Annotated in this window: 11 protein-coding genes; 10 read left to right on the plus strand and 1 reads right to left on the minus strand. The window is 62.7% G+C overall.

Annotated features, from left to right (window positions below):
* The 10 genes from AC2D9V_RS16435 to AC2D9V_RS16480 all read left to right on the plus strand — a co-directional run.
* Positions 1 to 2,708, plus strand: a 2,708-nt coding sequence (locus AC2D9V_RS16435; RefSeq protein ID WP_484715186.1) for a nitrate/nitrite transporter, incomplete at its 5' end; no start/stop codon positions are given.
* Positions 2,709 to 2,723: 15 nt separating this feature from the next.
* Positions 2,724 to 6,470 carry a nitrate reductase subunit alpha gene (locus tag AC2D9V_RS16440; protein WP_484715187.1) on the plus strand — a complete coding sequence of 1,249 codons (3,747 nt, stop codon included), beginning with the start codon at positions 2,724 to 2,726 and terminating at the stop codon, positions 6,468 to 6,470.
* Positions 6,467 to 7,993, plus strand: a complete 1,527-nt coding sequence (gene narH, locus AC2D9V_RS16445) for a nitrate reductase subunit beta (protein WP_484715188.1) — start codon at positions 6,467 to 6,469, stop codon at positions 7,991 to 7,993. The genes AC2D9V_RS16440 and narH overlap by 4 nt, the downstream gene beginning before the upstream one ends.
* On the plus strand, positions 7,993 to 8,688 hold the full coding sequence (narJ, locus tag AC2D9V_RS16450; RefSeq protein ID WP_484715189.1) for a nitrate reductase molybdenum cofactor assembly chaperone: 696 nt from the start codon (positions 7,993 to 7,995) through the stop codon (positions 8,686 to 8,688). Before narH ends, narJ begins: the two co-directional genes overlap by 1 nt.
* A gap of 1 nt (position 8,689) precedes the next feature.
* Positions 8,690 to 9,475: a respiratory nitrate reductase subunit gamma gene (narI, locus tag AC2D9V_RS16455; protein WP_484715190.1), complete on the plus strand. Its 786-nt coding sequence runs from the start codon at positions 8,690 to 8,692 to the stop codon at positions 9,473 to 9,475.
* A gap of 5 nt (positions 9,476 to 9,480) precedes the next feature.
* Complete coding sequence (locus tag AC2D9V_RS16460) at positions 9,481 to 10,275, plus strand: peptidylprolyl isomerase (protein ID WP_484715191.1); 795 nt, start codon at positions 9,481 to 9,483, stop codon at positions 10,273 to 10,275.
* 20 nt (positions 10,276 to 10,295) lie between these two features.
* Entirely contained in the window at positions 10,296 to 10,865 is a 570-nt protein-coding gene (locus AC2D9V_RS16465) for a hemerythrin domain-containing protein (protein WP_484715192.1), read from the plus strand.
* The gene (locus AC2D9V_RS16470; RefSeq protein ID WP_484715193.1) at positions 10,855 to 11,472 is read left to right on the plus strand and encodes a carbonic anhydrase; all 618 of its coding nucleotides are present in this window, start codon (positions 10,855 to 10,857) and stop codon (positions 11,470 to 11,472) included. The genes AC2D9V_RS16465 and AC2D9V_RS16470 overlap by 11 nt, the downstream gene beginning before the upstream one ends.
* Positions 11,473 to 11,537: 65 nt before the next feature.
* Entirely contained in the window at positions 11,538 to 12,746 is a 1,209-nt protein-coding gene (locus tag AC2D9V_RS16475) for a molybdopterin molybdotransferase MoeA (RefSeq protein ID WP_281470214.1), read from the plus strand.
* A gap of 11 nt (positions 12,747 to 12,757) precedes the next feature.
* On the plus strand, positions 12,758 to 13,279 hold the full coding sequence (locus AC2D9V_RS16480; RefSeq protein WP_484715194.1) for a DUF2478 domain-containing protein: 522 nt from the start codon (positions 12,758 to 12,760) through the stop codon (positions 13,277 to 13,279).
* A 171-nt stretch (positions 13,280 to 13,450) separates the two neighbouring features.
* On the opposite strand, the gene AC2D9V_RS16485 is transcribed toward AC2D9V_RS16480, so the two are convergent.
* Complete coding sequence (locus tag AC2D9V_RS16485; RefSeq protein ID WP_484715195.1) at positions 13,451 to 14,293, minus strand: hypothetical protein; 843 nt, start codon at positions 14,291 to 14,293, stop codon at positions 13,451 to 13,453.
* Positions 14,294 to 14,359: the final 66 nt, after the last annotated feature.

The raw sequence follows: 14,359 nt of genomic DNA on the forward strand, positions 1-14,359 counted from the left end.
CAACGACAGCCTCACGCGCCGACCAGACCCGCGCCCTGACGCTGAGCACGATCGCCTTCACCGCTTGTTTCGCCGTCTGGACGATCTTTTCGATCATCGGCGTCGCCATCAAGGGCGAGCTGGGGCTGAACGATACGCAGTTTGGCCTCTTGGTCGCCACCCCGATCCTGACCGGTTCGTTGACACGCATCTTCCTTGGGGTCTGGACCGAGAAGTATGGCGGGCGGCTGGTGTTCTCGACGCAAATGCTGCTGGCGGCCTTGGCGACCTGGGCGCTGACCTTTGCCGACAGCTATCCGATGTATCTGTTGGCCGCATTGGGCGTTGGCTTGGCGGGCGGATCTTTCATCATCGGTGTCGCCTATGTCAGCCGCTGGTATGATGCGGGCCATCAGGGCACGGCGCTTGGCATCTTTGGCGCGGGCAACATCGGGGCGGCGGTGACCAAGTTCGTCGCGCCCTTCGTGATGGTGGGCTTCGGCTGGCAAGGGGTAGCGAATGTCTGGGCCGCGGGCCTGGCGCTGATGGCGGTGATCTTCTTTGTTTTCGCAAAGGACGATCCCTCGCTCGTTGAACGTCGCCGGACCGGGGCAAAGCCCCCGAGTTTCGCCCAGCAGTTCGCTCCCCTGAAGAACCTGCAGGTCTGGCGCTTCTCGCTCTACTATTTCTTCGTCTTCGGCGCCTTCGTCGCGCTGGCGCTGTGGCTGCCGCACTACCTGATCGACGTCTATGGTGTCGATGTCCGCACTGCAGGCATGGCGGCCGCCTCGTTCAGCCTGTCGGCCAGCCTGTTCCGGGCCTATGGCGGACACCTTTCCGACAAGTTCGGCGCGCGGTCGGTCATGTACTGGACCTTCGGCTTTTCGATGCTGTTCCTGTTCATGCTGTCCTATCCTCCGACCGACTATGTCATCCAGGGCAAGGATGGCGTCATCGCCTTTTCAACCAGCATGGGGCTGTGGCCCTTCATCGCTACACTCTTCGCGCTTGGCTTCTTCATGAGCCTCGGCAAGGCGGCGGTGTTCAAGCACATCCCGGTCTACTACCCCAACAACGTCGGCGCAGTCGGTGGCCTTGTCGGCATGATCGGCGGGCTTGGCGGGTTCGTACTGCCCATCGCCTTCGGAGCCCTTCTGGACCTGACGGGCATCTATACCTCGTGCTTTGCGCTGCTGTTCGTGCTGGTCGGGATCGCGCTGACCTGGATGCACCTGTCGATCCGCGCCATGGAGCGCGCCGCCCATGGCGAGGTGCTGGACAGCCTTCCGCAACTGCCCGAAATGCAGGCCATCCACCACCCCGAGAGCACTGCCATGCCGCGCGTGCTCGAGGACTGGCGCCCCGAGGATCCGGTCTTCTGGGCCGACAAGGGCCGGGCCGTTGCCCGTCGCAACCTGTGGCTGTCGATCCCGGCGCTGCTACTGGCCTTCTCGGTCTGGATGGTCTGGTCGATGGTGGTGGCAAAGCTTCCGCTGATCGGCTTTGCCTTCACGCCCGAGCAGTTGTTCTGGCTGGCCGCACTGCCTGCGCTTTCCGGGGCAACGCTGCGCATCTTCTACGGCTTCATGGTGCCGATCTTTGGTGGGCGGCTCTGGACGACGCTTTCCACCGCCTCGCTGCTGCTGCCCGCCATCGGCATCGGCTATGCCGTGCAGAATCCGGAAACCCCCTACTTCATCTTCCTGGTTCTGGCGCTTCTTTGTGGGCTTGGCGGGGCCAACTTCGCCTCTTCGATGGCCAACATCGGCTACTTCTTCCCGAAGGCGGAAAAGGGCAATGCGCTTGCTCTGAACGCAGGCCTTGGCAACCTGGGCGTCAGCGTCATGCAGTTCCTGGTGCCGCTGGTCATCACCGCCGGTGTCTTTGGTGCCGTGGGCGGCGAGGGTGTGGCTCTGCAGGATGGCGGCACGCTGTGGCTGCAGAACGCAGGTTTCATCTGGGTGCCGTTTATCCTGGCCTCGACCATCGCGGCGTGGCTGGGGATGAACGACATAGCCGATGCCAAGGCAAGTTTTGCCCAGCAATCAGTGATCTTTGGCCGCACGCAGAATTGGCTGATGTGCGTCCTCTACATCGGCACCTTCGGCAGCTTCATCGGCTATTCGGCAGGCTTCCCGCTGCTGTCCAAGATCGCTTTCCCGGATGTGAACGCGCTGCAATACGTCTTCCTCGGGCCGTTGGTCGGCGCGCTGAGCCGTGCCGGCACGGGTTGGGTTGCGGATCGGTTCGGCGGCGGCCGCGTCACCTTTTGGGTCTTCGCGGGGATGATCGCATCCGTTCTGGCCGTGATCTTCTCGCTGCAGGCCGGCAGTTTCCCTGGGTTCTTCGCAGGCTTCATCGCGCTGTTCTTCTTCACCGGGGTCGGCAATGCGTCCACCTTCCAGATGATCCCGGTCATCATGGGCAAGGAAGTGCCGCGCCTGATGCCGCAGTTGACCGGCGCCGACCGCGCCCGCCAGATCGCGATGGAGTCGAGCGGCATCGTCGCCTTCACCAGCGCCATCGGCGCCTATGGCGGCTTCTTCATCCCCAAGGCCTATGGCTCTTCCATCGCGATGACCGGCTCACCCGTCGGCGCGCTGTGGCTGTTCCTTGCCTTCTACGTGGTCTGCCTGGTCCTGACCTGGGTCGTCTACACTCGGCCCGGCGGACTTCTTCATGACATCGAGCGTGGTCGCGCTTTTGCCGCCCCCCACCCTGCCGAATAACGAAAGGACGCCAAGATGAGCCACCTGCTCGACAGACTGAACTTCCTCCAGAAGAAGACGCTGGAAACCTTCTCGGACGGCTGGGGTGAAACCACGCGCGAGGATCGGGGGTGGGAGGACACCTATCGGAACCGCTGGCGGCACGACAAGATCGTGCGGTCAACCCACGGGGTGAACTGCACCGGATCGTGCAGCTGGAAGATCTACGTCAAGTCCGGCATCGTGACCTGGGAGACGCAGCAGACCGACTATCCGCGCACCCGGGCGGGCCTGCCTAACCACGAACCGCGCGGCTGTGCACGGGGGGCGTCCTACAGCTGGTATCTGTATTCCGCGAACCGTGTGAAGAACCCGCTGATCCGGGGCAGCCTGATGCGGGCCTGGCGCAAGCTGCGGGCGACGATGACGCCCGTGGCTGCCTGGGCCGCGATCCAGAGCGATCCCGCCCTGCGCGAAAGCTATACCAAGACCCGCGGCAAGGGTGGTTTCGTCCGCGCCACCTGGGACGAGGCGACCGAGATCGTCGCCGCCGCCAACGCGCATACCGCCAAGGTCTGGGGACCGGACCGGGTGTTCGGCTTCTCGCCCATCCCGGCGATGTCCATGGTCAGCTATGCGGCGGGGTCACGCTACCTGTCGCTTCTCGGCGGCACCTGCATGTCGTTCTACGACTGGTACTGCGACCTGCCGCCCGCCTCGCCGCAAACCTGGGGCGAACAGACCGACGTGCCGGAATCGGCCGACTGGTACAACGCGGGCTTCCTGATGCTCTGGGGGTCGAACGTGCCGCAGACGCGCACGCCGGACGCCCATTTCTACACCGAGGTCCGCTATCGCGGCACCAAGTCCGCTGTGGTCAGCCCCGACTACTCCGAAGCCGCCAAGTTTGGAGACATCTGGCTGAACCCGCAGGCGGGCACCGATGCGGCACTCGCCATGGCCATGGGCCATGTGATCCTGCGCGAATTCCACCTCGACCGGCAGGCCGAGTATTTCGAGGATTACGCCCGCAAATACACCGACATGCCGATGCTGGTGGTGCTGGACGAACAGGACGGCCGCCGTGTTCCCGGACGGATGCTGCGGGCCGAGGATTTCGGCGACAAGCTGGGCGAGGCGAACAACCCCGACTGGAAGACCGTCGCCTTCGATGAGGCGACGGGCCGCTTCGTTGCCCCCAACGGCTCCATCGGCTTCCGCTGGGGTGAGGAGGGCAAGTGGAATCTGGTGGAAGAAGCCGCCGGTGCCGAAACAAGGCTGCGCCTGAGCCAGATCCTTGATGAACACCACGACAGCATCGTCGGTGTGGACTTTCCCTATTTCGGCGGCGCGGCGACAGGTGACTTCGTCAAATGCGACGCGCCGGAGGTGCTGACGCGGAATATCCCCGCACGGAAAGTGAAACTGGCCGATGGGCGTGAGGCGCTGGTGGCCACTGTCTTTGACCTCTTCTGCGCCAACTACGGGCTTGATCGGGGGCTGGGTGGCAAGTGGGTGTCGAAAAACTTCGACGACGACACACCCTACACCCCCGCCTGGGCGGAGAAGATCACTGGTGTCGCGCGCGAAAAGATCATCGCCGTGGCCCGTGAATTCGCAGGCAACGCCGAAAAGACCCGGGGCAAGTCCATGGTCATCCTCGGGGCCGGTCTGAACCACTGGTACCACATGGACATGAACTATCGCGGCATCATCAACATGCTGGTGATGTGCGGCTGCATCGGCCAGGAAGGCGGTGGCTGGTCACATTACGTCGGGCAGGAGAAGCTCCGCCCGCAGACCGGCTGGGCACCGCTGGCCTTCGCGCTCGACTGGAACCGCCCGCCGCGCCACATGAACTCGACCTCTGCCTGGTATGCCCATACTGACCAGTGGCGGTACGAGACGCTGCGCGCGGGTGAAATCCTGTCGCCCACCGCGCCGAAGGGCGACTGGGACATCAGCCTCATCGACTACAACATCCGGGCGGAACGGATGGGCTGGTTGCCTTCGGCCCCGCAGCTCAAGACCAACCCGCTGGAGGTGTCGAAGGCCGCCAAGGCTGCGGGGAAGGACATCAAGGAGTTCGTCGCCGCAGAACTGAAGTCCGGCAGACTGGAAATGTCCTGCCAGGACCCGGACGCCCCGGAAAACTGGCCGCGCAACCTCTTTGTCTGGCGCTCGAACCTCTTGGGATCATCCGGCAAGGGGCATGAGTATTTCCTCAAGCACCTTCTGGGAACCGACCACGGCGTCATGGGCAAGGATCTGGGCGAGGAAGGCGATGCCAAGCCCGTGGAGGCCGTCTGGCATGACGAGGCACCGAAGGGCAAGCTGGACCTGCTGGTCTGCATCGACTTCCGCATGTCAACGACGGCTGTCTATGCGGACATCGTGCTGCCCACCGCGTCCTGGTACGAAAAGGACGACTTGAACACATCCGACATGCACCCCTTCATCCACCCGCTGCAGGCGGCGGTGGACCCGGCCTATGAATCGAAGTCGGACTGGGAAATCTTCAAATCCATCGCGAAGAAGTTCAGCGAAGTCGCGCCCGAGGTGCTGGGTGTCGAAACCGACATCGTCCAGCTTCCGCTGCTGCACGACACCGCCGCCGAACTTGCGCAGGCCCATGTGAAGGACTGGAAGAAGGGCGAATGTGACCTGATCCCCGGCAAGACCGCGCCGAACTACATCGTGGTCGAGCGGGACTATCCCAACCTCTACAAGAAGTTCACCTCGGTCGGTCCACTGCTGGAAAAGCTCGGCAACGGCGGCAAGGGGATCAACTGGGACACCAAGGACGAAGTCGGCCACTTGCGCGACCTAAACGGGGTGGTGCAGGACGAGGGCGTATCGAAGGGCCTTGCCAAACTGAACACCGCCATCGACGCGGCTGAAATGATCCTGATGCTGGCGCCTGAGACCAATGGCGAGGTCGCGGTCAAGGCTTGGGAGGAGTTGGAGAAGCCCACAGGCCAGCACCACACCCATCTCGCCGAGGGCGCGCATCACACCAAGATCCGCTTCCGCGACATCGCGGCGCAACCGCGCAAGATCATCTCCTCGCCCACCTGGTCCGGGATTGAATCGGAAACTGTCTGCTACAATGCGGGCTACACCAACGTTCACGAATTGATCCCCTGGCGGACGCTGACGGGACGGCAGCAGCTCTATCAGGATCACCTCTGGATGCGGGCCTTCGGTGAAGGCTTCGTCAGCTACCGCCCGCCGGTGGACCTGAAGACGATCACCAAGGCTGTCAACAACGACGCGGCTGAAGGCAACCCGCATGTCGTGCTGAACTTCATCACGCCGCACCAGAAATGGGGCATCCATTCCACCTACACCGACAACCTCCTGATGCTGACGCTGAACCGCGGCGGGCCTGTCGTCTGGATGTCCGAGGTGGACGCGAAGAAGGCAGGCCTTGTCGATAACGACTGGGTCGAGGCCTACAACGTCAACGGTGCGCTGACCGCGCGGGTAGTGGTGTCCCAGCGGATCAAGCAGGGCACGCTGTTCATGTATCACGCGCAGGAAAAGATCGTGAACACGCCCGGGTCGGAAAAGACCGGCAACCGGGGCGGCATCCACAACTCGGTCACCCGCGCCACGCTGAAGCCCACCCACATGATCGGCGGCTACGCGCAGCTTTCCTACGGGTTCAACTACTACGGCACCGTCGGCTCGAACCGGGACGAATTCGTGATCGTCCGCAAGATGAAGAAGGTCGATTGGCTCGACCGTCCCGCAACCAAAGGTCTGGAGGCAGCGGAATGAAAGTTCGTGCGCAAATCGGCAAGGTCCTAAACCTGGACAAGTGCATCGGCTGTCACACCTGTTCCGTCACTTGCAAGAACGTCTGGACGACGCGGGAAGGCGTTGAATACGCTTGGTTCAACAACGTCGAGACGAAGCCCGGCACCGGCTATCCGACTGACTGGGAAAACCAGAAGCGCTGGAATGGCGGATGGGTCCGCAGCGCCTCGGGCAAGCTTCAGCCGAAGCAGGGGGCCAAATGGCGGATTCTGGCGAATATCTTCGCGAACCCCTCGATGCCCGAAATCGATGACTACTATGAACCCTTCGATTTCGACTATGACCACTTGAAATCCGCGCCCGAAATGCAGGCCTTCCCCACCGCGCGCCCCCGGTCGAAAATCACCGGCGAGCGGATGGAGAAGATCGAAAAGGGCCCGAACTGGGAGGAGATCCTGGGTGGCGAATTCGCCAAGCGGTCGGCGGATTACAACTTCGACAAGGTGCAGAAGGACATCTACGGCGAATACGAAAACACCTTCATGATGTATCTGCCGAGGCTGTGCGAGCATTGCCTCAACCCCACCTGCTCCGCCTCTTGCCCCTCAGGTGCGATCTACAAGCGGGAAGAGGATGGCATCGTCCTGATCGATCAGGAAAAATGCCGGGGCTGGCGGATGTGCATCTCGGGCTGCCCCTACAAGAAGGTGTATTACAACTGGGACACCGGCAAGTCCGAGAAATGCACCTTCTGCTATCCGCGCATCGAAAGCGGCCAGCCGACGGTCTGTTCGGAAACCTGCGTGGGACGCATCCGCTATCTGGGCGTCATCCTCTATGACGCCGACAAGATCGAGGCTGCCGCGAGCGCCGAGCGCGAGACCGACCTTTACGGCGCGCAACTCGATGTGTTCCTCGACCCGAACGACCCGGACGTGATCGCCGCCGCTCGCCGCGACGGCGTGCCGGAGGATTGGATCGAGGCCGCCAAGATCAGCCCGGTCTGGAAGATGGCGATGGACTGGAAGGTGGCCTTCCCGCTGCACCCGGAATACCGGACCCTGCCGATGGTCTGGTACATCCCGCCGCTGTCGCCGATCCAGAACGCGGCCCAGGCCGGCCAGATCGCGATGAGCGACCAGATGCCCGACGTGCGCAGCTTGCGCATCCCGGTCAAGTACCTCGCCAACATGCTGACGGCGGGGGATGAGGAGCCCATCGTCCACGCGCTGGAACGTATGTCGGCCATGCGCCTCTACATGCGCGCCCTGACGGTGGACGGCGTGCGCGACGAGGGCATTGCCGCCCGCGTGGGAATGTCGGGCCGGATGATCGAGGACATGTACAAGATCATGGCGATTGCGGATTACGAGGACCGTTTCGCAATCCCCACCGCGCACCGCGAACAGAACGAGGCCGGCGCCGACATCCGCGGCGGCTGCGGGTTCACCGACGGCAACGGCTGCTCAACCGGCGAGAGCGGCAAGACCAGCCTGTTCGGTGGCAAGAAAAAGTCCTTCGCCCTTCCGCTGGAGTCGTTCTGATGGACCGCACCCTCAAATCCTTGTCGCTGATCCTGAGCTATCCCTCGGCTGACCTGCAGGACGCAATGCCCGAAATCGGCGCCGTCCTGGCCGCTGATCCGCGCCTTGCGCCTGCTACCCGGACCGCGGTGCGGAAGCTGACCGCCGATCTGGCGCAAGGCGACCTCTATGACCTGCAAGAGCGGTATGTGATGCTGTTCGACCGGTCGCGGACACTGTCGCTCAACCTTTTTGAACACGTCCACGGCGAAAGCCGCGAGCGGGGCGGCGCGATGGTCAGTCTGATCGAGACCTACCGCGATGGCGGGTTTGAACCCGCCACCTCGGAACTGCCCGACCACCTGCCGGTGCTTCTGGAATTCCTGGCGACGCGCCCCACACGCGAAGCGCGGGAAACCTTGGCGGACGCGGCGCATATCCTCGACGCCCTCTCGGGTCGCCTCGAGCGGCGCGAGAGCGGGTATGCCGCCGCGTTCGCCGCCCTTTCCGCACTGGCCGGGGGCAATGCAGATGCCGATGCCGTGGCCGGAATGCTGGGCCAGCCCGACGATGACCCGACCGATCTGGCGGCGCTGGATGCGGTCTGGGAGGAAACCGAGGTGACCTTTGGCCCCGACCCCAACGCAGGCTGCCCGCAGGTCCGCGACATGCTGGCCCTGATGGACCAACCCGCCCCGCAGCACAGGAGTGCGTGACATGTTCGAGAGCTTTGACATCAACTTCGTCATCTTCGGGGTCATGCCCTATGTCGCGCTGACCGTGTTCCTGGTGGGCTCCATCGCCCGCTACGAGCGCGATCCCTTCACCTGGAAATCCTCGTCCAGCCAGCTTTTGCGGAGGAAGCAGCTGATCTGGGGCTCGATCCTGTTTCATGTCGGCATCCTGACCGTGTTCTTCGGCCACCTTGTCGGCCTGTTCACGCCGGTCTGGGTGCTGGATGCCCTGGGTGTGCCTTATGGTCTGAAGCAGTGGATGGCGGTTCTGATCGGCGGGCCTGCGGGTCTTGCGGCGCTGATCGGTGGCACCATGCTGATCCATCGGCGACTGACCGATCCGCGCATCCGCGCCACTTCAACCACTCTCGACATCCTGATCATGATCCTGATCTGGCTTCAGCTTGCCATTGGCCTGCTGACCATCACGCAGTCCCTTCAGCACATGGACGGGGCAGAGATGATCCGCTTCATGGAATGGTCGCAAAGCGTGGTGACATGGAACATCAACGCCTGGGTCACAGTGGTGGACGTGCACTGGCTGTTCAAGCTGCACATCTTCCTCGGCCTGATCATCACCATGCTGTTTCCGTTCACGCGGCTGGTGCACATCTGGTCGGGTTTCGCGGCGCCCTTCCGCTATCTTGTGGCCCGCTCCGGCTACCAGATCGTCCGGTCCCGTCGCCGCCGCCCCCTGGAGGAACGCCGCCGCGCCTTTGACCGGCGGCAGGGCGTTGCTGGCCCCAAGGCCCATACCCCGGCGGAGTGAGTGCGATGAACATGTCTCTTTTCCCCGATGTCGTGGTGAACGGCGAAACCATCCCCTCGGCGGCCATCGCCGCCGAGGCCCAGAACCACAGCGCACCGAAGGACAAGCCGGGCATCGCCTGGCGCAAGGCCGCGCAGGCGATGGCGATCCGTGCGCTGCTTCTGCAAGAGGCCCGGACGCGCGGGCTGATCCCCGATCCATTGGAACTGGCCCCCGGGCGGTGGGAAACGGACGACGAAGCCCTGATCCGCGTTCTGCTGGACGAGGCAGTCTTGCCCGATCCGGTTACGGATGAAGCGATCCGTGCCGAGTGGGCGCGAGACCCCGGGCGATATCGGTCGGCCCCTCTTTGGGACGTCTCGCACATCCTGTGCGCCTGCGACCCCCGCGATCAGATTGAAGCGGCCGCTGCTGAAGCGCGGGCGAAGTCAATCCTCGCCCGGCTGGGGGATTGTGCCAAGGACTTCGCCCATGCCGCCCGCGAAAGCGATTGCGGGTCAAAGGCACAGGGGGGCCATCTGGGCCAGATTGGCCCCGGCGATACGGTGCCCGAATTCGAAGCCGCCTTGCGCGGCCTGTCCGAAGACCAGACGACCCCGGCCCCGGTCCTGTCGCGGCATGGCTGGCACCTGATCCGCTTGAATGCACTCGCCCAGGGGCAGGTCCTGCCGTTCGAGACTGTGCGGCCAAGGATCGCCGAGGCGCTGGAAAAGGCCGCTTGGGCCCGCGCCTCGCGCGATTTCGTGAACAGGCTCGGCCGACAGGCGACGATCACTGGCGCAAGCCTGGCCCCGATCTGATCCACGGTCAGGAGGGTCCAATGAAGCGATCAGAACCAGCACGACGTGGCAGCGGCCAAGGCCCCACCGATCCGGGCCTTCTGGCCCGGCCGCTGGACTTCATCAGCGAAGACCATCTGCGCGAACGCCAGATCTGCGCTGAGATAGACCGCCTCGTGGCCGCCGAGACCTTCGACCGCCCGGCAGGCGTCACCATCCTGCGTTTTCTGAACGAAGAGCTTGGCGTGCATCTGCGGGATGAGCTGGAGGACCTCTTCCCCACCCTTGCGCGGCGCTGCACCGATGAAGATTCCATCGCCTCCGTCCTGGGCCGCATCCGCCATGATCAGGATCAGGCACTGTCCCTGCTGCCTTCAGTGCGTGGGGCCATTGCCAACTGCCTCGACGCTGGGGCCGGCCTTTCCAGCGAAGACCGCGAGGTTCTTGCGCGTTTCGCCGCTCATGTCCGCCGCCATCTCGTGGCAGAAAACGCTATCCTCCTGCCCATCGCCCGCGCTCGGTTGACGCGGGGTGACTTGCGCCGTCTGGCCGATCACATGCGGTCGCGGCGCGGGCTTCCCTCAAGCCAGGGGGTGACAAGTGCTGAGTGATATCCTGGCCCGCAACCGCGACTGGTCGGCCAAAAGACAGGCGCAGGAACCTGGATACTTTACCCGTCTCGCGGACCTGCAAGCCCCGGAATTCTTCTGGATCGGATGTTCGGACAGCCGTGTTCCGGCCAACGTCGTGGCGGGGCTCGACCCAGGCGAGGTCTTTGTCCATCGCAACGTGGCGAACATCATTCATTCCTCTGATATGAACATGCTGTCCGCGCTGGAATTCGCGGTGGAGGCGTTGAAGGTGCGCGAGATCATCGTCTGCGGCCACTACGGCTGCGGCGGGGTCAAGGCAGCAACCGAGGATCTTCCTCACGGTCTTGCCGACCACTGGCTGGAGCCGATCCGGCGCCTTTCCCGCGCCTTTGCGGTCGATCTGAGCCGCCAGCCGGACCTTGAGGCGCAGCGCGACCGGTTGGCCGAGTTCAACGTGGTCGAAGGCGTCCGCCGGGTCTGCGAGACGCCTATCCTGCAGCGAGCCTGGACGCGCGGCGCGAAAGTCCGGGTGCATGGGCTGATCTACGGTTTGAAGGACGGCCTGTTGCGCGACCTCGACTGCAGCGTGGGTCCAGGACATTTCAAGGAAGGAGCAGCACTATGAGTATCCTTCAGCCAGTGACACGGACCGGCTGTGGCTGTGAGGGTCACGATGCAAGCAAGAAGCTGATGACGATCGATGCCGCTCTCGACCTGATTGGGCATTGCGTGACCATCGTCGACGGAATGGAAGACATCTGTCTGGGCAAGGCTTTGGGCCGCGTGCTTGCCGACCCTGTCAGTTCACGCAGCATGTCTCCTCCGTTCGACAACGCTGCAATGGACGGATTTGCCTTTTCCTCGGCGGCGCTGCGAGGTGATGGACCGTGGGTACTGGACGTTGCAGCGCGTATCCAGGCGGGGCAGTCCTCAGCCATGCCTCTGGCCGACCTGCAAGCCGCACAAATATTCACTGGGGCAAAAGTTCCCGAAGGCGCGGACGTGGTCATGATGCAAGAAGAAGTCAAGCGGATGGGAAAGACGATCCGGGTAGCCACGCGACCAACGCCCGGGCTCAACATCCGCCGAGCCGGTAGTGAAATGGAGGCAGGGGTCACGGTGCTTGAGACGGGACGCCGGCTTGACGCGCGCGCGATTGCCGCCTGTGCTGCAGCCGGGGCGGGCTCTATAACGGTGCGCAGGCGATTGCGCGTGGCGCTTCTGGTGACCGGCAACGAAATTCGCACGGCCGGTACTCTGCGTGCCGAGGCTCAGATCTGGGACGTAAACACTCCCATGCTGACCGGCGTTCTGACGCAGCCCCAGATCGATATTGTCGCTGTGGAACAGGGCATTGACAGTCGAGACGGGTTGTTCCTGCAGATTGCGGAACTGGCTGCCAATGCCGATCTTGTCGTCACCACAGGCGGAATTTCGGTCGGTGAGGAAGACCACATCAAACCTGCGCTGTCAGCTCTTGGCGGGGACATTCATTTCAGTGGCGTTGCGATCAAGCCGGGCAAGCCGGTATCCTTCGGTCGTATTCGGCGCGCATGGTGGCTGGGTTTGCCAGGCAATCCCTTGTCAGCCTTCGTCACCTGGCAGCTTTTCGGAACGGCGATTGTCGCCCGACTGACCGGTGAAACGGAGCGAGTTACCCGGCGCCATGTCGTTACCGGAGCGGCGATTTCCAGGAAGCCCGGTCGCTGCGAGTTACGACCCGCGACAGGCGTAGGCTTTGACGGCCAAGGTCGTGAGGTCGTGACATTTGATGCCGAAACCCATTCCGGCCATGTCCGCGGGCTACCCTCAGCAGACGGGTTGATCTTTTTGCCCGCCGACTGTGATTTCATGCCCGAAGGCGCCCTCGTCGAATTCCAACCCTTTTGTCGAAACTGAGAAGGCCGAAGATGAACCTCGCTTACACTATGGCGCCGGGCCGCGGCGACACCGATCTCATCCTCTTTAATCTCTCAAGAGCGATGGCTTCGCGTGGGTTTCGCTGCTGCGGTACGGTCCAGATAAACTCCGAGCGCTCCGATGCAGGGCCGTGTGACATGGATGTGCAAGTCTTACCCAATGGTCCAATTCTACGGATCAGCCAGGACCTCGGCCGTGCATCGCGCGGTTGCAGGCTTGACCCGGCGGCCTTGGAAAAAGCAGTTGGCCTTGTATCAGCCAGTATGGTGCAAGGTGCAGACCTGCTGATCATAAACAAGTTTGGCAAACACGAAGCCGAAGGGCGCGGATTCCGGATGGTGGTAGCGGAAGCGCTATCCAACGGAATACCAGTCTTGGTAGGCGTCAACTCGCTCAACCTGTCTGCTTTCGAAGAGTTCGCAGGTGGCCTCGCAGTACCCTTGGCGCCTGAACCGAATGCCTTGGAGAGTTGGGCCATTCAGATGACCGGATCAAACCTAACCACGGCATGAGCCGCCGTAGATGTCACGTCCGCGATGTTGGCAAACGCAGAGCGAACAGCCGGACCTGTCCCAAGGTATCGACACAGCTCATTTCCTTACCGCACACAAACAAGCGATTTCAGCGGTACACAGTGCTGGAGCCCAATTCCTATCGATGGGAAATGAAGGCACAGAACAGTTTCATTTCGCAATCTCGTCGGCCAGTACGGCCAGCCCGTGTACAGCCAGGATCGCTGCAAATCGAGGACAGCCGAATTTCTTGGCGACGTTCATGACACGAGAGTCGTACGCAACTTGGCCAATTCTCTTTCTAAGATCTCCGGCATGGAATTGCCAGTTCTTGCTGGGTGCAGCGGCAATAAGTCGATGCAGTTCCAGTTCTTCCGGCGACGATGACCGCTTCGGTACCACAAGCAAATTTGGTTTCAAAGCAGCACCCGGCGAAGTCCGCCACCGCCGCATGAAGCCCAGAAGAAACCCCGCCGGCACCGCTGCATTTCCTCGCGCCCTGTTGAACGCAAGGAAGCGCTCCCAGATGACCTGCGTATCGACGTTCCAGCAGGCGAGCGACGTTTTCGCGGCCTTGATCAGATCCGCCCAGGGTGTCCGATAGACGTTGGTTCCGGCACCAATCTCGATCCTCCCTGCAAAGATAGTTTTGTTCTTAGACTCTCTAGATAGTGATGTGTCGCATGGGGATGACACGACATCTGGCAGCGCATCGGCATCTTCGTGTCCGCCAAACCGAAAGAGCCAGGGTGCGAACTTGCCATTCGGCTTCCGCCGAACCAGCGCCAAACCGGAGGCTGCGAGCTCAACCAGAAGTGCCGTCAGGTGCTGCCGCGAAACCCCCATCTTCTCGGCGAGATGCGCCAGCGTGAACGCGGCCGTTCCGCGTTCGAGCCCGTTGTAGCCGTCCTTCCAAGCAATCCCGTCGAGGATGATCGTCGCGAGCTTGTGCGCCGCCGTGGAGAGCGGCGTTTCAGTAATACGGCGCAGGATGGCACCGGTCGTGAGTTCCATGATGTGTCGTTCCGTCTTGGGGCGACACCAGACCGTGAGGCGTGCAAAATTTCGTTCCGGCAAAAG

Source organism: Tabrizicola sp. T46 (assembly GCF_057219895.1).